Raw genomic sequence first — 23,810 nt, forward strand, 5'->3', positions numbered from 1 at the left:
CAACCTAAGTACTAACAACAGTGAATTAACATGCTAACATTACCACTTTTGTTCAAGAAAACAATAATTTAGAATAAAATCGAGATCCTGTCCCCCCAAGTCTCCAAGGCTTCTACCCGCTTTTTCATATACTCCTGCAAGTTATAAACTTTTTGCATTCCCTGCAATTGGTGGTTAAGTATCTTTTCAACCACTATCGGATCAGCGCCAATATCATCATCACCTAAGCGAGTCGCCATGGTTCTACGCAGGTCATGGGGCACAAACTTTGGTACACCTAGCTCTTTTTGTTTTCGGTTTACAGCTCTTGAAAGAGAGTGTCTATCAATGGGCTGTTCACCTACGGCGCTCGTGGTGCAGGTGGTGCTTGGGAACACGTACTTTGAGCCTAAATAACTGAATGAAGCGCGTAGTTCATCAAGCATAATGATCATATTTTGGGTGATTGGTGCTTTGTGGATTCGCTCCCCGCCTTTGTTTTGCTTTACTCGCTCGGCGGGAATGGTCCAAATCATTTTATCAAAGTCGAATTCTTGCCACTGCGCGCCCGTCACCTCTATCGGCCTGCAACCAGTTAGAGCTATAAACTTCAAAGCGTAGATCACTTGCGTGCTTACTCCGAGCTTAGGTAGGCGTTCGAATACTTGTATCAGCTCATCAAACTCAAGAGCGCGTGTACGTGGCTTTTCAATACCGCCAACGTTCTTTTTCTTGGCGGTGCTAATGGGGTTGCCCTGCATTAAGTCACGCTCAACGGCGAAGTCGAACATCTGTTTAAGAATTGAAAGAGTTTTATTGGCTTGAGTGCCTGCTCCCCTGTCGGTGATTGGGTCTAATACCTTGCTTAAAATGTCTCGGCGGGTAATATCTTTTAATTTAACGCCCCCTATCGCTGGTAGAACGTCTTTTTCAAACATACGCTCAACTTCTAGATGGTCTTTGCGATTAACCTTGATATAGCGCTCTAGGAACTCTGTAGCTAATTCTTGTACCGTTGGCGCTTCAGCTTCTTGTTTTTGCGCTTTTGTTCTTTCTTTTTGTTCAAGGAATACATCAATACCACGCGATACATCACCAATGTATTGCTTTGCTAGCTCACGAGCTTTAACAACGCTCAAAGCTGGCGCACGGCCTAATGCTAAACGCCTTTCTTTTGAGCCTCGGCCACCTAATCGATAATACAGGTAGTAAACTAAAGAACGCTTCCCATCTTTGTTAGGCTTACCAACATTGAGATAAAAACCTGATAGCTCAGTATCTGTTATTCGGGTGATCTCTAGTGGAATATTTTTGATCACCGACTCTGTTAATTTTGCTTTAATTGACGCCATTTATCGCACACCTAACTCATAGCTAATAAATTTATCGCACAGTTATCGCACCAACTGGTTTTAACTCACGATTCATCACGTTGCTTCACTATGTATAATTTACAACTCAATTATTAGCAAGAGCAATAAGTTAGGTTTTATTCGGATACCTCACGATGGGTCACGTTTGCTCATGATTGTACACGTTTGAACACAGTTAATTTTTATGGGGTGTCAGGGGTCGCAGGTTCAAATCCTGCTATGCCGACCAGCTTTTCCTTACCCTAATCAATAGGTAAGTCATTTTGTGGATACCTTAATTTTAGTCTTGTGTAAATAAAATAGCTGCAAAACTCCCTACTCAAAAACAAGCATAGAATTTCCCTTTATATACACTTACAACATTTTTCTTTAATACATACCAATCAAAAATAAGTGGCACGTATCCAATTACCCCCTGACTATATCAGCCATGCTTTTTCAAAGGTAAGTGACGAAGTAGGATGTTATCACCACCTAGATCCTGAAAAACGCCCTGCTTTTCACGAAATCCACGCATTATCAGCGCATATATTCAATAGCCAAGGCGTAGACCCACAATCACGCATGGCCCATACCGACGCCAGAAGTACCAAGATCTACACCCAAAACCATTTTGAATGGGTAGAGGTACCATTTGCTGAGATAAAGTCGAGTTAAATACATGGCCTAGGCAACTGGGCCAATCTGCTAAATCAAACAATATCGACTCCCCTTCGAACAGTACACCACTCCCTCCTTAGCCCAAATTGACCTTAGTTACAAACGAACGTACATTTAGCCGACTATCTGCACCAAGGAGCGACAACCCAAATGGCACATGACAACAAAAAAGTAGTATTAAAAGGCCAAGCAGCGATAGAGCTATGGCTTCAAGGTAGAGAAGCTTGGAATAAATGGGTAGAAGAAAACCCAGTTGCTGACGTGAGTTTTCACAAAGCCGATTTCACTAAATACGGAGTAGTGCCGTTTGAAAATTACAAGTTTCCAAAAGGCAGTGTTGACTTTTCTCAGGCTCAATTTGGTGCAGGCGATGTTGACTTTACTCAAGCTCAATTTGGTGACGGTGGTGTTTACTTTCGTGAGACTCAGTTTGGTGAAGGCGATGTTTACTTTATTATGGCTCAATTTGGTAATGGCTATGTTGACTTTGCTAAGGCTCAATTTGGTGAAGGTGATGTTTACTTTGGTGAGGCTCAATTTGGTAATAGTGATGTTAACTTTGCTCAAGCTCAATTAGGTGAAGGCGATGTTAACTTTGCTCACGCTCAATTTGGTGAAGGCGAAGTTTATTTTGGTCATGCTCGGTTTGGCTCAGGTGAAGTCTCTTTCAAAAATGTAGACTTTGGTGATGGCGACGTCATTTTTTCAAAAGTTATATTTGGGAATGGCCCCATTTATTTCAATGAGTCTAAATTTGGTGCAGGCCACGTATACTTCAACAGTGCTCAATTTGGCGAAAACAACGTATATTTCTATCAGGTTCAATTTGGTGGACAATATACTTCTTTCGCAAAAGCTCAGTTTGAGGGAAATGTTTACTTTAACGCATCAATAGTCTCTGGAATGTTCGCGTTTTCTGATATCCGTAATGTTCATAAAGCTAGAACAGTGTCGTTCAAATATACGACCTTTGAGAGTGCTGTTAACTTAGGTGGAAATAGGTTTAGTTGCGTACCTGACTTTACAAATACAAAACTTTCTCATCAGCTGAGCTTGAGTCATTTTACCGTTAACCCAAGAAAGAGAAATAGTGATAGATTTGTTATCAACTTCATAATCGCCCTACAACGATTTTGTTTCGGCCACAAATTGAAACATTCAAGAGTAAAAAAGGCACTTGAGCTTTCAAATAAATTTCCTTGGGTAGGTAAAATTACTGCCGTAGATAAAAAAGACATAGACCGTATTAGACGCCTAAAGGAGCTAGCAGAGACAAATAAACATCACAAACTCGCGCTAGATCTGCATATTGAAGAAATGAAATGTAGTCGTTGGATTGAAACCACTTCAAAACGCGCATTGTTCGCTGAGTTCTTATTTGAAAAGTTTGGAGATTATGGCAGAAGCATTCAACGACCTTTAGTCGGAATAGCTGCTACAGGTGTTTTATGCTCACCAATTTACTATTTTAATAGCACCGTTAAAGAACCTTTGTTCACTGATGCACTCTACTATTCCTTTTCACAAATGCTGCACTTGATACCGAGCTCGAGAACAGGCCGCTCAGAATTAGCAATAAAGCTATTTGAAAGCACAGACAAAATTCCCAACCATATTTTTTTACTATCATGGGCTCAATCTCTCATATCCATTGCACTTGTGTTCCTTGTAGGTCTTGCACTGCGTAATAGGTTTAGAGTTTAAAAGATGTAATACCCCGTGCAAAACCCTCTCTTAACTTATTGATTTTATTGACATTGAAAACGTATTTTTTAGAGATTTTACGGTGCAATAAAACCTAAAAAAGAAAATAAAAACAAATAGATACCCCTTACATTTTCGTCATTATGGGGGGCAGGGGTCGCAAGTTCAAATCCTGCTATGCCGACCAGCTTTTCCTTACCCTATTCAATAAGTTAACTTCATTCATTTCCTTTCATAAATACCCACTATTAGTACGGTAGTATTGTGACTTTCCGATTTTCGCTCGTTATTCCTGTTTAGACTTATGAACTTTGTTTTCTTTAATGCACTAGAAGCCCACCTCAATGAGCATCGCTAGCGGCTTCTTTCAATGTCAACGCCTTAAAACAATGTAAGAAAAATTCTTCGTCAGAGGAAAGCCTTCAAAAACGAATAAGTCTGATGGCTAATTCGCTTGAATAGATTGATTTGCCGAAATAAGAACACTAAAAATAAATTGCTGATGTAGGCTGCTAAATGCTTTCTCCCGATACAACCTCTCACTTTAAACTTCAAACAGTGTAATTTCTACTTCCAGTACTCTACGTGACCAGACCAAAAGGCATGCATTACTCAGGTTTGGATTATTTGTGCCAGTTCCAATATGTCGGCTTTGCTCCTAGCCTCTATTTTCCAGTTAATTAGTAAAATTAAAATGAGGGGTTCTTAACATACTTTATAGCTATAACGCCTTATAAATCGGCTCTTTCACTGTAGTTCTCAACTAACAGCAGCAATCAAAAAACACAACACATTTACATTAAAGTAATAATACTGACAAATAACCAACCTAGTATTGCGAGACTTTCAATTAAGCACGGAGATTAAAATGAAATTCGCAATACTCATGCTTGCAGTCAGTGCGACTGCAAATGCAAACACCAACATATGTAGCAACTACGGTTGCCCAACTGGCACACCATCAAGTAATGATATCGTTGAGCGACCTATATATGTGCTTAGCAATAATCGCGCAACAAAGTTTGCGGACTGGGTAGCATACAAAGTCACACCAAGCACAATTGACGGACCAAGCCGTTCAAGGACTTGGAAATCAGACCCTAAAATTGCAAGTAGATACACGCTAGAGCCAAGTGACTACAGCGATGCGTGGGCAACTATCCATACAGATAGAGGTCATCAAGTGCCTTTGGCGTCGTTTTCCAATACATCCAATTGGAGCGATACTAACTACCTCTCGAACATTACCCCGCAATCATCAAACCTTAATCAAGGCCCATGGGTTAAATTAGAAAATGCAGTGAGAAGTTTAGTGCGAACGGGCGAAAATGCCTATGTGTTCACGGGTCCCTTGTATGAATATTACTTTGCTACCTTGCCTGGTGCTGATGAATCTCACACTATTCCGTCAGGCTATTTTAAGGTCGTTGTCACAATAGCAGGCTCAAATGTGAAGGCTTCTGCTTTTATCATGGAGCAAACTTCTGGTAGATATCTTGATTACTGCAAAACAGAAGTAACCATCGACGAAGTAGAACAAAGAGCAGGCCTGAATATCCTACCTAGCCTGCCAAGCTATAAAGCCACCGACATTGAGGGTCGAGTCGGCGGTCTTAGCTCACAACTAGGTTGCTAATTATGGCGGCTCCCAGTTGGTAGCCGTTTAATTCACTTTGTAATTTGCTTCAAGGCATTTGCTCGATGAATACCCGCCTTATTTAAGGTTCAGGTTACATTACTTTTCATGCCATTTTACGGTTATGTTTTTGACTCGGAATTTCCCATTGGCCAACCTGTCACAGCGGCTCTGCTTGGTTCGTTCAATATGAATGTTTGGCAGGTCTACCTGCGAGGCTTCCACTTCACTAAGTTGCTCTAAACACATAAGTTGTGTCACTTCACGGAGCGCATTATCTTCGACTAGATTTTCAACTAGACGTTTGCCTTTTGCCTTGTTCACCACATTACTGTCGCTTTTATTCTTTGAATGTAACTTGGGCATTGAAAACGTACTGCCTGCAGGATAAAACGAATAGTAGAAATGCTGTGGCTTATAGGTTTCAATCACAACTACGCCCTGCTTACCAAGTACCGAGAACTCCTCTTCTGTACTTTCAAATTTTAGGGCTGTGGTTTCATCCACACCAAAACCAAATTTTTGGCCACTTTTAAGTGCTAACACCGCAAGCCTAAAACTTCTGCTTCTTTCACTAAAATGCGTATCTAAAACGCCAAAGGAAAAGACTCCTAAGCCACCTGTAGCATCATAAGTTAATGCATCGGCATTTAGCTTGCCACATCCACCATGCTTTTCGCAGTGTTGTACTGGAGCAGAAGCATTTATTGCGCCATTTAACATAGCTTCGATACTGCTACCATTTGTGATCATGGGAACATTACCGAAGGCATTTTTTCCGCCAGCCTGCACCGCTGTTCCGGCACTCGTACCGATAATTATTGGTATCTCCTGTAGAACTTCAGTCCAAGGATAAGGCGTTTGCTTATCGGTAGCATACATTACTAGCTTAGTGAGTGATTGATCACCGCCGTTAAACATGACCGCATCCGCATTTACCAACTGTTGTTTCACCTTCTCAATCCCTTGCTGGCAAAGATTATATTCGGTTAATGTTCTATCTGGATAAATGACTTCACGATTATAAACCCCATTGAGCTGGTTACGATAGCTATCTAGGTTTTCACAGTCATCGCGACTAAGTGCTGCGGCTAATGCTGGAGTAAGGGGGAACCATTGAGCATTAACATCGTAGCTTTGAAATAGTCCTTCATAGAAATCAGCAGACTCATAAGGATCACGAGAAGATGCAGTGACAAGCAGCAATCTTTTGGTTTTTGTCTTGCCAATGCGCTTAGCAATATCTTCTAAGATTTCAGTGCTCGCTGGCTCATTATTTCCGTTAGTATTAACTATTTCAGGTAGGCGTTTATGCTGATACAACAAGGGCAGTTCAAGCATATCAAAGAAGAAATTATATTCTTTATCACTCCAACAGCGATATAAGCCTTCATCAAATTGTTTCGCATGCTGCGCAAGCTGTAGTTTAGATAAGACTTTGTTCGATGGTAATTTCTTAAGCAGTTTAAGGGTGCGCCTTAGGTGCGCGCGATTGTTAGTTGGCCAACCTTTAGTGAATTTATTTATTGCCATTTCATCAACAGAAAACAGCAAATGTGTTTTCACAGCCGTTGAAAATTCGACATTTTCTGCACAATTTTTTGTAGCCATACTAGAGCAGGTTTTGAGTGCTCCGCCAATCAAATAAAGTGTTTGCGCAGAAGAGGTTAAGCTGAAGAAAAGCGTACCCACAGTTAACACTGCGGTTATAAAACACACAACATTCATGATAAATTCCAAACAAATTTGTTAAAAACGACTTGTCAGCACAAAAACGCTTGTGCTATAAATTTTAATGAACATTGCGAAGCGCAAGCTAGCACACGCTGGTTTGCATTGTCAAAACACACGAGATGAAAATATGTTGAAGAATGCGTTCAAATTTGTTTGCTACTTCTACTCACCTCACTACCTTTCTGAGTGGTTCGACGAGTAGACACACGGTGTAAAGCCGTGGCGTTGTCTATTAATTGCAACCCCACCTCTTGATTTCTATAAAAATTAAACGGCTGACTTAAGGCGTACTATCGCGATTATTTTTCGTAGTGGCGTGGTTTTTATCTGTCCAATTGAAACTGACCTATTGTTTTTAACGCTTTTTAAGCACAGACGATTGCGAAGTTTCAATGCGGTAGAGCAATAAACACAACAAATAAATTCTACAGCAACGCCATTCGCCTGTACCAAGCCGCTCATCAACAGAAAGTAGGTGAAGTAATGTACAACAAACTATTCGTAGCAATTTCAGCAGCCTTGGCTGCTTCAAGTTTTAATACTCATGCAGAAGAACAAACAGAGCAAAACGTAAAAGCCGTTGAAAGAATTGAGGTCACGGGCTCTCGCATAAAAGGCGTTGATTTAGAAGGCACACAGCCCATTACTATTTTGAGCTCAGAAGACATAGACCGCTCAGGTGCTTCCTCAATTTTCGAGCTACTTCAAGACCTTCCTCAATTAAAAGGTGGCTCTGGCACGTTCTCCACAAGCGAGAGTGGCAGTACATCAACCTCAACACCCGCGGGGCAAGCAGCAGCCAGTTTACGAGGCATGGGTCCTTCAGCGACGTTAACCTTGATCAATGGTCGTCGTGTCGCGCCAAGCTCTTTTGCGGCGGGCACACAAAACTTTGTTGATGTAAACGCCATCCCCTTAGCAGCAATCGAACGAGTTGAGATCCTAGCGACTGGGGCATCCGCAATCTATGGAGCCGACGCCGTTGCGGGTGTGATTAACTATATTCTTAAAGACAATTACGATGGTGCAGAACTTGAGGTTAGCTATGGTAACAGTCTTGAAAGCTCTGATGAGGGCAAAACACAAGTCAATCTAATTTGGGGAACTGAAGTTGGTAATGGCAGCCTTATGTTGTTTGCAGATTTTTACGACCGAAACCAATTTAACGCAACAGATAAAGACTTCTTAGCAACACCCAACTTAGTTAACGGATATTCTTATCTTCCTAAACTCAGCAATACGCCTAATATTTATTATTACAGCAGTCGCGACGGTAATGAGCTTCCAGCACCTGGCTGTATGAGCCAGCTGGTTACCACTGAATATGGGGAGCAGATCTGTGCTTACTATGGTAATCAAGATGATGTCCTAAGCACTCCATTTGAGAGTGTGTCTGGTGGTGCGATGTTCAATCAGCAGGTTGGCGAGTTAACTTGGAAAACTGAATTTTTTATCAGTAAAACAAAATCAACCGCTTATTCAACCCCTGCCGCAATCAATCAGATTGATGACAGTGAAGGTCCATGGGTGAGAGAGGATGCCCTCTTCATTTATAGCGACGCAAGCGGTAACAACTCGCTACTTGATTCACTTTACATCGACCCATTCGACACACAACTTGGACAGGAGCAATGGGGGTTTCAGTTTGATGCTCGCTTTACCTCACCACGCACCATTGAAGTCGAAAGCCAAAATATGCGATTGGTTTCGAGTCTAGAAGGGCAGCTAGGCGAATGGGATTGGGTATCAGGGATTATGTTCTCTGAATCTAAATCAGATCAGGTGGCCACCGATGGGATATACAATCGCTATAAGTTTCATGCCGCTTTGGCCGGGGAGCTATGTGGTGATGGGAACATTGCCAGCATTAACGACGGCCAGTTAAGCTGTGCTAATAGTAACCTTCTCGACTTTTATAACCCATTCTTAGTAGCCAATGCCACTAACGATGCAACACTTGCACTTACCAAAGCACGTCCAACCCGAGAAGGTACAAGCCGTATTTACAGTTGGGATTTTACTGTATCGGGTGAGCTTTTTTCTTGGCAAGATATCGCGGTACAATCCTCATTTGGTGTCGAAGCACGAAAAGAAGAGCTGTCGGACACCCCTTCAAATGATGCGGTTGCAGATGCTGCCAACGATTACTTAGTTGATGTATTTGGTTATGGCTCTAGCATCGCGAATGCAAAAAGAACGCAGCTAGGTGCATTTGTAGAGCTATACATTCCAGTAACAGAAACAGTAGAAATGCAGGTGGCCGGACGATATGACCACTTTGACGACTTTGGCTCAACTTTTAATCCAAAAATCGGCATAAGCTATCGCCCTACTGATACCCTACTGTTACGAGCCGGTTGGTCTACTTCTTTTAGAGCACCGTCTTTAACGCAGGCGGGGGTTAAGCTGAGAACAACGACTTCAACTTTCGATTGCGGCGCGAATCAAGCTGTCGCCGATCTGTATTGTGAGGGTGATGGCACGCAAGTTACGGTTAACTCCTTAGAGCTTGGTAACAGCCAACTTAATGCCGAAGAGTCTGAATCTATTTCTCTAGGTTTAGCCTGGAGCCCAACTCGAGATACCACTATCGCGATTGATTACTGGCAATTTGAATATACCGACGTTATTGATACAAATATGACCGCTGTACTCAGTCGTGCAATTACAGATCCGTCGTTGCGTCATTGTGGCCTTATACCTGATGGTCAGATGGGTATTTCGTACGATGAAGATGTGTGTAGCGTAACCGATACACAAGGTTTGAGCATAGATCAAAGCGGCGCTGATTTAAGCGAAATTTTGGCGGCTTACATCGATGAATTTGACCCTCGCGCTCAAAGCCTGCAACTATATCGCGATCATGTTATTCAATTAGAAAATACAGGTAGCCAAGATATTGCTGGGTTGGACATTAAGTTTAATCATAGATTTAGATTTGATAACGCTGACTTAACCGTGAAACTGGATGCAACTCATTACCTTGAATACGAACGCAATAAACCGGGTTCTGATCTGAGTGAAGAGCTTGTTGGTACCTTTAGATACCCTGAAAATATAGGCAGAGTTTCAGTGACTTATAATGCTGATAATTTTTATGTCTCGCTGGGTGCAAACTATACTGACAGTTATGAGGACGACATCGAAGGGCTACGTGGTCGAGAAATCGACGAGTTAGCTGAACTTGGGCAACTCGATAGCGAAGGGAAACGAGATGTTGATAGCTGGACAGTGGTTGATGTTAGTGCGGGTTATGAATTCTCAGAGCACCTAAAAGTGAGGCTCAGTATTGATAATCTTTTCGATAAAAAGCCTCCTGTGGTTTATGGCTCATCGCGAGGCTTCGACTCAATTAATCACAATGCGTTAGGCACCAACTATACTCTCGGATTAACTTACCAGTTCTAATGGAGAAATGGGGGTAACCCCATTTTCGTTCTTTATATGCGAAAAACTATAAAAATGCCTGACGCATTCGTTATTTTGCTGGTGATTGCAGGGCTGTGCTATGCGGTGTCACACTTTATTTTGCCCGGCTCGTTCGAGCTAGCTGGAACTAATGATACCGTTGCACTTTCACAGTTTTCACAAGCACAAACACCTGCACCTTTACCTTTGTTTGCCACTCAAGGTGAAGCAGGATTGTTCAACGTGCTATTTGAGGGGCTCGTGAGTGGCGACAGAAATGGAGCGGCTATTGGGGTAATTGCTTTTATCCTAATAACAGGTGGTGCATTTGGCGTGTTAATGCAGACCAAAGCAATAGACAATGGCATTATGGCGCTGATCAATTCTACACAAAGGATTGATTGGCTATTTATCCCTAGTCTGTTCATCACCTTTGCTTTGGGTGGTGCCATATTCGGCATGGGTGAAGAGGCTATCGCATTTTGTATTGTGCTTTACCCTATCATGATGAGGCTTGGCTATAACGCCCAAGTTACCGTGCTTGTGACTTATGTTGCAACACAAATCGGGTTTGCTACTTCCCCCATGAACCCTTTTAGCATTGCTATTGCACAAAGTATCGCTCAGTTACCGGTATTCTCAGGCGCAGAGTTTAGGGTTGCTCTCACCACCCTATTCACATTCGTCGGACTGGTTTTTACGGTGTGCTACGCTGCGAAAGTACGTAAAAATCGTGAGGATATCATTGCAAGTACTTCGGCCTCGGAGCTACAACTTGTTGATAAGGCGTTATTGCTTGCATTTTTCATGGTAATTATTTGGGTCATTTACGGTGTGACTGCAAAAGGGTACTACATCCCTGAACTTGCCACTCAGTTTTTTGTGCTGGGGCTGGTCATCGCCCTAATAGCTAAATTGGGAGGACGCCAGTCTATTAGCCAATCAGTGGCAGCATTTAAAACAGGAAGCGCAGATCTGCTGCCAGCAGCTTTGCTAGTTGGTCTCGCCAAGGGGCTTGTACTATTACTAGGCGGGAGCGATCTCCAAACACCTTCAATCTTAAATACTGTGCTTTATTATGCGGCTACCTTAATAACCCAAGTCCCTGATGCGTTGGCAGCTTGGTTTATGTATGTATTCCAATCTTTATTCAACTTCTTTGTTTCTTCGGGCTCCGGACAAGCAGCTATTACTATGCCCATTATGGCACCTCTTTCAGACTTAATTGGTGTTTCTCGGCAAACTTCTGTACTGGCTTTTCAACTAGGAGATGGACTGAGCAACATCATTATCCCAACCTCAGCAAGCTTAATTGGCTGCTTAGGGGTTGTTAAACTTTCTTGGAACGATTGGGTGCAGTTTATTTGGCGCTTTATGTTACTTCTTTTCACATTAGCAAGTGTGGTCACCATATTTGCTCACTTAACAAATTACCAATAAATTTATGCTAACACTTATTAAAAATGTTGAGCTTTTTACGCCTAAAAAGCTCGGAAAGCGTGATGTCCTTTTTGCTGGGAAAACAATCCTCGCAATCGAGGAGGATATCGAAATAAACAGCAACTTGGAGTTCGCTATCGTTGACGGACTGGGATTTATATTAGCCCCCGGATTTGTCGACTCTTTGGTGCATTTTAGTGGCGGTGGTGGCGAAGCGGGTTTTGCGAGCCGTACCCCGCAAATGAACCTCACTGATGCAACGCTATATGGGATCACGACTGTCATTGGCGCACTTGGCACCGATGATGTCAGCCGAACACATACCGATCTAGTTGCTAAAGCGAAAGGGTTAAAACAAGAGGGGTTGAACGCCTTTTGCCATACTGGCTCTTACCACTTGCCAATAAAAACACTTGGTCACAGCATCCGTCACGACATTATGTATATCGACGAAATCATCGGTGTTGGGGAAGTTGCAATCGCCGATCATCGAGGTACGCAGCCTTCGGTAAAAGAGCTTACAACTATTGCAGCACAAGCGAGAACTGCAGGTCTATTGAGTGGCAAACGTGGTACCGTTTCCATTCACGTTGGAACAGGTGTTGAACACTTACAGCTTCTCCATGAAGTCGCACAGTCTAGTGAAATACCGCTCAGTCAGTTTTACCCAACTCATATGAATCGAAATGCCGAATTGCTAACTGCGGGGATTGCATTTTGCAAAGCTGGCGGAACCATCGACTTTACCGCTAGCACCACCGAGTACGACTTAGCCAATGGTGAGCTAGCAGCAGCCGAGGCGTTGGCATATTGCTTAGACAAAGGCGTGAACTCACAGCAATTGACCATGAGCTCCGACGGACATGCGAGCTTGCCAATTTATAATGAACAAAATCATTTAGTTGGATTTGAAGTGGGTTCTGAGTCTTCGCTGCTTGGGGCGCTCCAGCAAGCAGTGCAGCAATTTAATGTGCCGCTTGACTTAGCTCTGCAATCTATTACGTCCAATCCAGCGAGGATTTTAGGATTAAATAAAGGTGAAATCTCTGTCGGTAGTGATGCCGACCTTGTTTTGCTCGACGCAAACACGCTAACGCCACATAGCGTTTGGTGTAACGGTCAAAAAATGGTTGAAAGCCATAAGCCACTAGTCAGCGGTTTCTTCTCTTAAAGTTTGGCTGGTAGCACTATGCTGCCTGCTAATTTACGAGGAAGTTTTAAAAGTAATCAACCTGCTCGTACCTTACCTGAGCCTCAGAATAAATCAAAAATAGCTGTACAACATAAGTGCCCCTGCGCTAAACATAACCACATTTTCTGTTAATGATATAAAGCCTAAAGGCACATCAGTGTCACCACCAACGCATGCACATTTGAGCGCTCTTTTATCAATATATACGGCCTTAAACACCGAGATTGCGCCTATAAACCCTATGAATATTGCCACTGGTGCATAATAAATGGCTGGCAAAGTTGTTAGCATACAAACGCCGGCATATAACTCTAAGTAGGGGTAAGTATACGCGTATTTTAGATGACGCATCGCTAACAAGTCGTAAGTGATAAAGGAGTTTGTAAAGCTATGAACATCTCGTATTTTTTGTACCGCGAGTAACAACATGGAAAACCCAATAAAGGGCATTACCCATTCTACAAGATTATCGGCAGGAAATTGTGTCGCGAATGTGGCCAGCAGCGCGACTAAAAATATTGAAAGTACTGGCCAGTATACGTTTTTCTTTTCCTTATGTGACGGCTTGCCTAAATATCGGCGTAGCGCTTCATAGCCGCCAATATGTTGATCGTTAATAAATATTTGTGGTGTAGTGTCAACGTTATGAGTGGCTTTAAATTCATCCGTCTGTTCCCTTGACTTGAGCACTTTGTCGTCTACATAAAAACCCTCTCGTGAAAGCAAATCCTTAGCTCTGAGACCAAAAGGGCAAATGTGCGATGAGGTATGCATTCGGTAAAGTGTCGCATTTTTCACTGGTGGCTCCCCTATTTTATTACAAACATAAGTAGAAATTACCGACCGAGTAAATCAGCTAAGAAAAATCTGCCGACATTAGCGCAATTTCAGCTTAATGATTGTAACTAAAGCGAATTACATACCACCTTTAATTACACTCAATAACATGAAAGCGGGTTGAATTTATTGATGTATCACAATCAAATTAATTTCGGTTAAGGTAGCCATAGATAAACCTGATCTTAGTCAGTAAACCTTTTATTAAACCACGGTTCGGTTAAAAAAACCTTCTGACTATAAAGTCTTAGATTTATATTTCACCTTGTCTTTAGCTACCGAGATAAAAAACAAATGTCAAAAATAATGGGTAGGGAAATTAAGTTAGGCAAGCACAGTGTATTGCTTTCAACAACGGATCTGGACAGTCGAATTACATACGCAAATCAGTCATTTTGTGACATCGCGGGTTTTAGCATTGAAGAAATGCTTGGTCAGCCGCACAACTTAGTTCGTAATCAGGATATGCCAAAAGCGGCATTTAGAAATATGTGGTCTACCATTCAAAACGGTCAATCTTGGATGGGACCGGTTAAAAACTTAACAAAAAATGGGGATTACTATTGGGTAAACGCATTCGTCACTCCAATTAAAGACGAGCGAGGCAACATAGTTGAATACCAATCTGTAAGAACTTGCCTTTCTCCCGAAGTAATTAAACGCGCAGAAAATGCTTATCGCACTCTTGATAGCCAACAAAAAACGAGTCGCTATGACAGCACTCGCCTCTCATTTATGTTATTGTTTTTCGTCGCGATAACTTTGCCTCTAGCGTCACTATTAAACAACCATTGGTTTACCCTGCTACCATTGGCTCTGTTATGCATCACGATTGCGTTAACCGCACGTTTTCGCTCTAAATATAAAGCTTTGCTCACACAAGCCAAAACGATTTTTGATAATGATTTAATGTCTGTGATATACGGTCAATCTCGAGACAGAATTGCCGATATTACACTGGCATTAGAAATGCAAAAGGCGAAAATTTCTGCGGTAGTAGGCAGAGTGAACGATGTATCTGTTCGAGTAAGTGATAATGCAAAACTTACCACACAAAGCGGTCAATTTGTTGCCGAGTTACTAAAGCAGCAAACAAGTGAGGCAAAAGAAATGGTTGTTTGCATGGACGAGTTTTCACAAACGATTGATGAGCTCTCAGAAAACGTAAACCATGCCGCAGATGCAGCCAATAATTCAGAGCACCAGGCTGGGCTTGGTAAAGCCGCAGTAAAGGATGTTATCGATTCTATTCACTATCTTGATGAGCATTTAATGGAAGTGAACAATGCCGTAAATCGCTTAGTCTCAGGAAATGATCGCATTCAAAATATTCTTAGTGTTATCAACTCTATTGCCGATCAAACCAACTTGCTTGCACTAAATGCCGCAATTGAAGCCGCCCGAGCGGGCGATCACGGCCGAGGATTCTCAGTTGTTGCAGACGAAGTTCGCACACTTGCACAACGCACACAAACTTCCACAGAAGAAATAACGCAACTACTTAAAGAGCTAAATGATATTTCCAGCTCCGCTGTTGAGTCAGTGCAAAAAAGTAATAGTCTATCAAATCAAAGTGTTGACCTTGCAAAAAATAACGGTTCAAGCCTTGATACTATTCAAAGCCATGTCATGCATTTAGCCGATTTAAATCGCAGTGTTGCCGCCGCCATTGAACAACAAAGTTGTGTGGTAAAACAAATAAGCATAAACGTTGACAGCGTGACTACGCTCGCAGAGAGAGGCACAGAACACGGCGAGAAATCTTTTACTTTAAGTCAAGAATTACTAAGTCAAATTGAGCAGCAAACACGCCTAATTCAACAGTTTTCTCAAACATGAGAAAACCAAATAGACCACAACTTATTATTTGCGTAGATCAGAACCAAATAGACGCTTAGATATCAGTGGACCTCAGTATTTAATTAGATACCTTGGGTCCACTGACCTTGCAGCTAAATACAGTACTATAGTTCGGCCTCAAGAATGGCGAGTGCGTCCTTTTCTGCCTGTTTCACATTGCCATCGGCTTCAATAACACGCACGGCTAAATCTTTCGCAAGTTTACGCATCGGCTCATCGATAATGTTATTCATGCGGTGTTGCACATAAGCTTCAATGTCATTATTTTTTATCGCTACAACAGATTTTGAAAGGCTATCTTCGATGTAATCGTCTAATGCGATTGCAGAGTTCCACTGCAGACTTTTTGCCCACTTTCTCACAACATGTTTTTCACTTTCACTGATGACGCCATCAACACCAATAAATAATAATGCAATATCAATTAGGGCTTCTTTTTGCATCTGATCGACACAAATACCTGTGTCAAAGTGATTGAGTAGCTGTTCAAATTTCATAATTCTTCCTTAACCCTTTTCTGCAAGACAAGATCACAGATATTTCAAGACGGAACAAAAAACGCTAAGATTTAAACATATGCTAACTTTTTCCATTTGTCATATTAAAAAAGTGCAAGTTCAATTACACCACCTTCCGTAGGCCGTAAAAAAGTCGAAAAAATAAGAAGGCTCCACTTATTACATTTCATTTTTCACAATTAAAAAGTTCCCAAACACTGCCAACATTATCACCTCTATCGCTAAAAAGCGTCATGCCTGAGAACCAAAACCTCTAATACATACGACTAAAGAAGCAGCCTTTAGAGAGAACATCAATTATAAAGTTTGATTTAGTAAGAAAAGATCATTACCTCCACAATTGATTCATTTTGTTGAAATAATTTGCACACTCTCAGAATCAATCAAAAAAATAGGAACAACAATGAAAGAGTTAAAACTAGGAATGAACTTACCATTTTTCATTTCCCTTTCTATTATAGCGTTTACCTTACTTGTTCTAGATGCCTTAATCGTGTCAGAAAGAATCAGCTTGGTTTCTTTTGTCCAATTAACGCTATCTGCGGCAATCATGTTTTATATTGCTACAGGGCTATGGGCAATATTCAATGGTCAAAGCCGAGTAATCATCTGCAATCAAGGCGTGGTTTATCACAGCTTGTTTGGTCAAAAGCACTATATTCCAGCAGAAGAAGTGGAAAAAATCTCGGTGGAACGATTACTTTGGTTTAGTTATACCAAGCTTTATTTGACAAGCGGTGTACTAAGAATTTGGTCTTTCAAACCCAACCTTGCGCAACAACAAAGCCTTAAACTACTGGGATATATTTAATGCCAAGTTTATTGGCGTGTAGTAGACCTTATAAAGTTGCTTTCAAAACGAGGCATTGAGTAAGATAACCTAAATTTATAACGAGGTTATTATGCAAAGACAATATGCTATAGGTACGCTCGGCGTACCTTGGACTTCCAAAGAAAAAACATTGTGGTTGGAAAGCCAATCAATCAAACGCTCATACTCTGAAGAGGTTGTAACTCAAATAGAAGCGCTCAAGCACGTTTTTGACATCACCGAGTATGGTCAGCTTGACTACCCCAACCAAACTTATTCTCTATATGCATTAACAACAAAAAACTGGCAGCAAAACAAACCGACCATACTCGTTACCGGTGGCGTGCATGGCTATGAAACAAGTGGTGTACATGGTGCGCTCGCTTTTGCAAAATCAGAAGCACAACAATATGAACAGGCTTATAATTTCATTATTTTGCCTTGCTTAAGTCCTTGGGGCTATGAAACGATAAACCGCTGGAATCCAGAAGCCGTTGACCCTAATCGCTCTTTTTATGCGGATAGTCCAGCACCTGAATCTCGATCAGCAATGGATTTTGTCAAGAAGAAAGCAGCAGATATTCTGTGTCATGTTGATTTACATGAAACCACAGATTCTGATAATTCTGAATTCCGCCCTGCATTGGCAGCAAGAGATGGTAAAGAGAATCACAATTGGAACATTCCTGACGGTTTCTATTTAGTTGGACATACTCAAAAACCGGAAGCTAAATTTCAAAAACGCATTATCGAAGAAGTGGCTGCGGTAACGCAAATTGCCGATTCCGATGATCATGGGCAGCTAATAGGTGTTGATTTAGAACAGTACGGTGTAATAAATTATGATGGCACTGCGCTAGGCTTATGTATGGGTATGACAGATGCCGCTTTTGTAACAACAACTGAAGTTTACCCTGATGGTCAAAACGCAACACCAGAAAACTGTATCGCGGGTCAAGTGGCAGCAATTAGAGGGGCCATTAAGTACTTACAAAGCGAGAGCCTATAAGATTTAAGAAGGTGTGGTTTGTTAAACCACACCTAGGAGAATGGACAGAGCCTACCAAATTGTCATATTGCGCAGCGTTAAACTTTTCCGACGAAAACAACACGACCTGTTATAATAAAGCCTAATTCGCTAAGTCTTCCTTACCGCTAACCACCCCAAAGATTTCTTTAAATGAAGTTGGTTTTTGCAAAATACTCACTGGAATATGCAATGCTCTTGCGATATCGCTAGCTGAGATCATACCTCTTAGTCCTTCCGGACCAACCAATAAAACGTGCTGCAATCCTAAACTCTGTAATGTTTCAAGCACATCCCCTATCGTACTTTTAGCAACCATTTCATAGGGAACAGCATAGAGCTCTTCTTTTGTCACCATCACATCTTCAACGCACACATCTTCTCTCGACACCTGTTTTCTTTGTGCAACACTTAAGACCTTTCTGCCGGTGAGGTCACGACAGTTTACCACTCCCAAGAAATTATCATCTTCGTCAACAACGAGTTTTGAGCGCACATGGCCATTTTTCATCATGTATAAAGCATGATCAATATCGACGTCTTTTGCTATCACCTGAGGCTGCCTGCGAGTAAAGTCGGTCACCACCTTAACCGCACTACTGTCCATATTTAACGGTTCTGAATCGAAGTGATCACAAAGCTGAAATACTCCTTCCAACTTAACGGTTTTTAACGCTTTGTATTGGCCCATTTTATACTCCTGCTTTTATAAAGCCCTTCGAAAGTCTGGTTTTTATGTTGCTGTGAACAATCCACAACTAAAAATAAAAAGAACAACCAGTGTAAAGGCAGTAAAAAATTATTTTAGGTAACTGGAAAAGTAAGAGAGATCACGAAAGTTCGAGCACATGAGAGCGAATCTCACACCTCTCTAATTAAAATATGGTTTATACAGTGCATATATTCAAGTCAATGAAGTCTAAAACTCCTGTAATCTCAGTGTAATGCCGTGTAATAGCTAAATTTAAGTAAACGAATTAGACTGAAGATGTTTGCTAGGATTTATCACCCTAATATCAAACAATTGGTTTAGGCATTGGAATTCCGCGTCAAACTAGAAAAACTGTAATTCCAAATTAGACCAAGCCGGTACGTAAGTACTGGTGAATTCTTCCCTCAACGAGACCCACCTCGTGGGTCTTTATCATTGAGTAGAAGGAAATAAAATTGTATGCTTCACGGCACTTATACATTGATATAGATGAAATTTACGCCTTGCTGAATTGTGATATCTATTTTGTATAAGCATGTAATTTTCATCAAAGTTATACGGAACTAACTATGGCTTATTTAATCGACGAACAGAAACTCGAACGAGTCTATCTTAAAAGCTATCATACGGTAGGCCGCTATAAATATAGTGTAGATACCTTAATAGACAAGCCGGGAGTGTCGCGACATCACGCCATTATCGAACTCAATGAAAACAAATGGTTTATTAGAGATGTGAGTACAAACGGCATCTGGATAAACGATAAAAAGCTCGACAAGAACCTGCCGTATCAGCTATTCGAAAATGATAAGATTGATTTTGCAGCACCTGGTCAAAACTCGTTTGTGGCGGCGAACTTGCAAACCGAGTGTCAATATTTAGTTTCTCAGTCAAACAACCAAAAAGTAGTAGAAGTAACGAATCAACTTCTCCTTCCTAGTGAAGATGACCCTAAACACATTATTTACTATGATAAATTGCTCAACTATTGGTTTTTAGAAGATCTCAATACCTCAGATCGACAAGCCTTAATAGATGGCAGTATTGTATCGCTGATGAACGACCAATGGATGTTTTTTTCTGCCACGACAATCGCGGTAACTAAACACCTTGAATGCCAAAAAGCTGCCAAGCCAATGGCACTAGAGTTCAATGTAAGTCAAGACGAGGAAGATACTCAACTAACACTAAGTGTTGATGATAAACACTTAGATTTAGGCGTCAGAAGTCATCACTACTTACTGTTGCTGCTTGCCAGAACTCGGATCCAAGATAAAGATGCAGGCCTTGAATCGGATGTTCAAGGTTGGGTTTACCGCGATGACTTAGCAAAAGCACTCGGCGTACAAACAAACCACATGAACATTATGGTTCATCGCGCACGCAAGCAATTTGTCGATTCCGGTGGCGAAGATTACCCAGAAGCAACCTTTTTATTAGAAACTCGATGTGGTCGAGTAAGATTGAATTGCCAAGATATCACGATAATAAAAGGCTCTAAATTAGAAACTCGCATGACAACTTAAGCGGTATTGTTAGCTGGGCAGAAATAGCATTTCGGCCCAGCTATTTACCTACGCTTTATACTCTCCAGCATTATTCACTATTTTGTTTTCGAGCTCTTTACATAGCCCCAATACGAATAAAAGCTCCACAAGTACAAACAGTGGTCCAATTGCTAAACCAATCAAATCATCGACAAACGCAGGCTTTTTTCCCTCGAAATAATGCCCTATAAACTGTAACACCCAACCTACAAAGAAAACACCAGCCCAAAACAATACGGTCATTATTCCTGCATTAACGATGAGCGGATTCAACGTTTGAACAAGGAAATAAAAAGCCAGTATGATGGCGCTCATCATGAGCCCAAAAATGGGGGATAACATCAGGTAATAGCCACATAAAACTCCCCCTATCAGCGCGGCAAAGGTGATGGTCACTCCTGATACACTGAATAGCGGGATAAAAGTCATACCCACAACAGCAATCACAATTAACGGGATCCCAAAAAAGTGAGTCAGAATGTTTCTTTTGCTGCGATGATACATGGCATACTGACTTAATAACGTCTCTAGTTTGTTCATTATTGTTCTCTCATTGATACCAATTATCCTACTGATAATTAGTCAACAAAGAAAATTTATCAATAAAAAATTCTATTAGCGTATTAGGGCCTATATAAATAACCTGAGCTGCGGATAATTAATGCCTTTCTAGCAGCCAGTTTTAGCGCTAACTGCGTTGAATTCACTTCCAATAGCCAGCTATTGGTGCGTAAATTCGCCTTGTTTTCCCTAAAACTTGCTGGCTAGACAAGGAAAAAACTAAGTTGTGCTTTAGCAACAATGAGTTGGAACATTCCTTATCCAAACCTCAGGTTAAATAACCAAATAAACAGCATACCGAATACAATAGTCTGCATTATGAGCACCATCAATAGCTTAAAATTAAAGCTAGGTTTGATGGTTTTATGCCTGAGCATATACATAGCCACTGGTGTGATAATATTGAGCCCAAGTAACCCACACAGTAGTAAATTACGCTCAGGAATGCGTGATTGAGCAAGCGTTGAAGCACGCTTATCCCACCAAAAAAGTGCAAATATAAATACATTGATAACCAACAACACCACTGCAGAAATAACCGCTTGCCAAGGTAGCTTAGATACGCAAAGCGCCCCTAACCACACGCCTGCTCCCCAAAACAGGCCCATCTGCTGATGCATTAAACGAACCGCTGACATGCTACTTTTCCTGTCTTATTGTATTGATTTGAATGAAAATTTTAGCGGTAGCATAAGCATCATCCATCGCTCGGTGATGATTAATCAAAGGTACATTCATCGCCTGGCAAAACGCCCCGAGCGCATAAGAGCGCAGGCCCGGCACAAACTTTCGGCCTAACTGCACAGTACATAACTTCGCACGAGAAAACTCTCGGCCGACTCGAGCAAACTCCTGTCGAATAAAGCCATAATCAAAGTTCACATTGTGCGCGACAAAAATAGCACCTTGGCTAAACAGCTCAACTTGCTCCAAAATTTCAAAAAAAACTGGAGCATCACTCACCATTGCCTGAGTGATCCCTGTCAGTTCAGTGATTTTTTGTGGGATACGACGCATCGGATTAACAAGTGATTGCCATTTAGCAACGACCTCGCCGTTAACGACTTTTACCATGGCTACCTCGGTAATGCGATCAAACTCCTTGTTGCCACCGGTGGTTTCAATATCGACAACGACATAAGGTTGCTCTTTGCAAATATGCCATTCAACGGTTTGCAGTCGCGTGGGAATATTGCATTGCAAGAGTTTAGAAATGTTAACTAGCTGACTTCGGCTAAGACTATCTCCAGGTGCCTTGATTTCTTCAAACCTTAAACCCGCTTTTTTGTCGACTATCATCAGATCGGGAAAACCAGATTTCATCAGATGAAAATCACTACACATTAGCCTTAAAACAGGTTTGACATCCTCAATTGACAAGTTAGACAATAATATTTTTATTGAGTCGAGCATCTTATCGTGCCAAATAAACAACCGATTGGGTTCTCCGTAATGTTCGCTCATCTGGCGTAAAAGCCAGTTCATCCAAACAGAAGTATCTGTAAAATTCGCTAAGCGACATTCAATCTCTTCCTCAAATTCGCTGTAAAAACGATTTTCTTTTAATGCCAGTGGAGTTCTAGAAAACCCATTAGCAACGATACTTTTTGGGTGATAAAACAGTTCTTGCCAAAAGGTCAATCCAAATAAGGCCAGCCAAATTTCATTTTCAACATGATAGGCCTCAATGTCATGACGTTTATAATAAGCAATAACGCCAGCCTCTGTTTGTCCCTTAAAAGCCTCATCAATTTGGATCGCAGGTTGACTTTTTCTTAGCATATCCGTAAGTACAGAAGTGCGTTTTTGGTTAAATTTACGCTGATAAAAGTCTTCCGCGAAGATCATCAATGTTTCATCACTTTCCCCCTGTAATATGCGCTCTAATTGCTCTCGCACCAGCTCAACTTCACCTTGTTTATAATTATGTCGTATCAACATCTCACAAGCTTGAGGGTGATCACTCATACCCAGTAAGGTTTTAAAATGGGAAAATTCAGGACCTAACTTTCTGGCAAGCGTTAACAGGTACTTTGCATGTGCAATCACTGCATATTGCCCATCGACCTCAGGCAATTGTTGCGCTGCGGCCTGCCTAGCACGCTGTACTAATTCATCTTCAGGGGCATTTTTGAGCGCACTGAGTGCATTTGCATAATAAAACGCGCTCACGGCTTCTGCTTTTTGTTCAAAATGTGCATGGTAAGCGGCGTCAGCGCTCCTGGTATTCATTACACCAAGATCTCGCATCGAAAATTGCGCTAAGCTAAAGCCTACCTTGCCAAAGTACAAAAATAGAAAGTAGTCGATATCGGCTTGAAATGAGAGCGTGAGATACTGGGATAGGTATTCTTGTGCATTTAGATGTTCAACGCAGACAGATTGATTGATATGCGCTACCCAGAGCGATTTTTTTGCCGATTTACTTGGCAGTGTAGTTAAATTCTCTCGCTCGGCAAGTTCCATTAAACATGGTTTAGTTAAGCAATGTAATAGTGCTTGAAAGTCGTCTTGTTGTACCTGACGAAGTAATCCCTTTGCTTTTAATGAAAACGCGACTTCACAAATATTATTGATCTCTTCGTAGCGCAGTGAATTGATATCCAGAAAAGGAGTTTTGCGGGAAATAAACCGCACTAACAAACACAATTCATCTTCAGGCAAGCGGTGTAGCTCAGCCAGCAGCTCACGCTGAGCACTACTTAATAGCGGTTGACATACTTTAAGTAAATAATTGCTAAGCTCACTAAAGTGGCTTAAGTAATATTTGGCGGGTAACTCTTTTCTCAACACAAATTCAGATAACTGTTT

Annotated in this window: 18 protein-coding genes; 10 read left to right on the plus strand and 8 right to left on the minus strand. The window is 41.4% G+C overall.

What is annotated here, in order from left to right:
• Nucleotides 1-68: 68 nt before the first annotated feature.
• On the minus strand, nucleotides 69-1,331 hold the full coding sequence (locus MHN30_RS13605) for a site-specific integrase (protein ID WP_239359982.1): 1,263 nt from the start codon (nucleotides 1,329-1,331) through the stop codon (nucleotides 69-71).
• A gap of 414 nt (nucleotides 1,332-1,745) precedes the next feature.
• On the opposite strand from MHN30_RS13605, the gene MHN30_RS13610 reads away from it, so the two are divergent.
• From MHN30_RS13610 to MHN30_RS13620, 3 genes are all read left to right on the plus strand, one after another.
• Nucleotides 1,746-2,009 (plus strand): site-specific integrase, encoded by a 264-nt coding sequence (locus tag MHN30_RS13610; protein ID WP_239359983.1) that lies wholly within the window; start codon nucleotides 1,746-1,748, stop codon nucleotides 2,007-2,009.
• A 153-nt stretch (nucleotides 2,010-2,162) separates the two neighbouring features.
• The gene (locus tag MHN30_RS13615) at nucleotides 2,163-3,716 is read left to right on the plus strand and encodes a hypothetical protein (protein WP_239359984.1); all 1,554 of its coding nucleotides are present in this window, start codon (nucleotides 2,163-2,165) and stop codon (nucleotides 3,714-3,716) included.
• Nucleotides 3,717-4,584: 868 nt separating this feature from the next.
• The gene (locus MHN30_RS13620) at nucleotides 4,585-5,352 is read left to right on the plus strand and encodes a DNA/RNA non-specific endonuclease (RefSeq protein ID WP_010374770.1); all 768 of its coding nucleotides are present in this window, start codon (nucleotides 4,585-4,587) and stop codon (nucleotides 5,350-5,352) included.
• Between the two features lie 99 nt (nucleotides 5,353-5,451).
• Here the strand turns inward: MHN30_RS13620 and MHN30_RS13625 are convergent, their stop codons facing one another.
• Nucleotides 5,452-7,080 carry a cyanophycinase gene (locus MHN30_RS13625; protein WP_239359985.1) on the minus strand — a complete coding sequence of 543 codons (1,629 nt, stop codon included), beginning with the start codon at nucleotides 7,078-7,080 and terminating at the stop codon, nucleotides 5,452-5,454.
• Between the two features lie 489 nt (nucleotides 7,081-7,569).
• Between MHN30_RS13625 and MHN30_RS13630 the strand changes: the two genes are divergently transcribed.
• From MHN30_RS13630 to iadA, 3 genes are read left to right on the plus strand one after another with little or no spacing between them, the layout of a single operon-like run.
• Complete coding sequence (locus MHN30_RS13630; RefSeq protein WP_239359997.1) at nucleotides 7,570-10,494, plus strand: TonB-dependent receptor; 2,925 nt, start codon at nucleotides 7,570-7,572, stop codon at nucleotides 10,492-10,494.
• Nucleotides 10,495-10,530: 36 nt separating this feature from the next.
• A complete protein-coding gene (yfcC, locus tag MHN30_RS13635; protein WP_239359999.1) occupies nucleotides 10,531-11,934 on the plus strand; it encodes a putative basic amino acid antiporter YfcC in 1,404 nt (467 codons plus the stop codon).
• A 4-nt stretch (nucleotides 11,935-11,938) separates the two neighbouring features.
• Nucleotides 11,939-13,105: a beta-aspartyl-peptidase gene (gene iadA / locus MHN30_RS13640; RefSeq protein WP_239360002.1), complete on the plus strand. Its 1,167-nt coding sequence runs from the start codon at nucleotides 11,939-11,941 to the stop codon at nucleotides 13,103-13,105.
• 93 nt (nucleotides 13,106-13,198) lie between these two features.
• Here the strand turns inward: iadA and MHN30_RS13645 are convergent, their stop codons facing one another.
• Entirely contained in the window at nucleotides 13,199-13,900 is a 702-nt protein-coding gene (locus MHN30_RS13645; protein ID WP_239360103.1) for a MauE/DoxX family redox-associated membrane protein, read from the minus strand.
• Between the two features lie 357 nt (nucleotides 13,901-14,257).
• On the opposite strand from MHN30_RS13645, the gene MHN30_RS13650 reads away from it, so the two are divergent.
• Nucleotides 14,258-15,802, plus strand: coding sequence for a PAS domain-containing methyl-accepting chemotaxis protein (locus MHN30_RS13650; RefSeq protein ID WP_239360003.1), 1,545 nt, complete (start codon nucleotides 14,258-14,260; stop codon nucleotides 15,800-15,802).
• A 125-nt stretch (nucleotides 15,803-15,927) separates the two neighbouring features.
• On the opposite strand, the gene MHN30_RS13655 is transcribed toward MHN30_RS13650, so the two are convergent.
• Entirely contained in the window at nucleotides 15,928-16,320 is a 393-nt protein-coding gene (locus tag MHN30_RS13655) for a hypothetical protein (protein ID WP_017218137.1), read from the minus strand.
• 424 nt (nucleotides 16,321-16,744) lie between these two features.
• Here MHN30_RS13655 and MHN30_RS13660 point away from each other — a divergent pair, with 424 nt between their 5' ends.
• Nucleotides 16,745-17,152: a hypothetical protein gene (locus tag MHN30_RS13660; protein ID WP_130165340.1), complete on the plus strand. Its 408-nt coding sequence runs from the start codon at nucleotides 16,745-16,747 to the stop codon at nucleotides 17,150-17,152.
• Nucleotides 17,153-17,243: 91 nt separating this feature from the next.
• Nucleotides 17,244-18,161 (plus strand): M14 family metallocarboxypeptidase, encoded by a 918-nt coding sequence (locus MHN30_RS13665; protein WP_130165339.1) that lies wholly within the window; start codon nucleotides 17,244-17,246, stop codon nucleotides 18,159-18,161.
• A 121-nt stretch (nucleotides 18,162-18,282) separates the two neighbouring features.
• On the opposite strand, the gene MHN30_RS13670 is transcribed toward MHN30_RS13665, so the two are convergent.
• Entirely contained in the window at nucleotides 18,283-18,870 is a 588-nt protein-coding gene (locus MHN30_RS13670) for a CBS domain-containing protein (RefSeq protein ID WP_039491599.1), read from the minus strand.
• 590 nt (nucleotides 18,871-19,460) lie between these two features.
• On the opposite strand from MHN30_RS13670, the gene MHN30_RS13675 reads away from it, so the two are divergent.
• Nucleotides 19,461-20,417, plus strand: coding sequence for an FHA domain-containing protein (locus tag MHN30_RS13675; RefSeq protein ID WP_010374789.1), 957 nt, complete (start codon nucleotides 19,461-19,463; stop codon nucleotides 20,415-20,417).
• 48 nt (nucleotides 20,418-20,465) lie between these two features.
• On the opposite strand, the gene MHN30_RS13680 is transcribed toward MHN30_RS13675, so the two are convergent.
• The 3 genes from MHN30_RS13680 to MHN30_RS13690 all read right to left on the minus strand — a co-directional run bounded on the left by MHN30_RS13680 (nucleotide 20,466) and on the right by MHN30_RS13690 (nucleotide 23,792).
• Nucleotides 20,466-20,978, minus strand: a complete 513-nt coding sequence (locus MHN30_RS13680; protein ID WP_130165338.1) for an Mpo1-like protein — start codon at nucleotides 20,976-20,978, stop codon at nucleotides 20,466-20,468.
• Nucleotides 20,979-21,256: 278 nt separating this feature from the next.
• Nucleotides 21,257-21,637, minus strand: coding sequence for a DUF1294 domain-containing protein (locus MHN30_RS13685; RefSeq protein WP_045987672.1), 381 nt, complete (start codon nucleotides 21,635-21,637; stop codon nucleotides 21,257-21,259).
• Nucleotide 21,638: 1 nt separating this feature from the next.
• Nucleotides 21,639-23,792 carry an exonuclease domain-containing protein gene (locus MHN30_RS13690; RefSeq protein ID WP_239360004.1) on the minus strand — a complete coding sequence of 718 codons (2,154 nt, stop codon included), beginning with the start codon at nucleotides 23,790-23,792 and terminating at the stop codon, nucleotides 21,639-21,641.
• Nucleotides 23,793-23,810 lie beyond the last annotated feature (18 nt).

Source organism: Pseudoalteromonas sp. OF7H-1 (assembly GCF_022347825.1).
GTDB classification, from domain to species: domain Bacteria; phylum Pseudomonadota; class Gammaproteobacteria; order Enterobacterales; family Alteromonadaceae; genus Pseudoalteromonas; species Pseudoalteromonas maricaloris.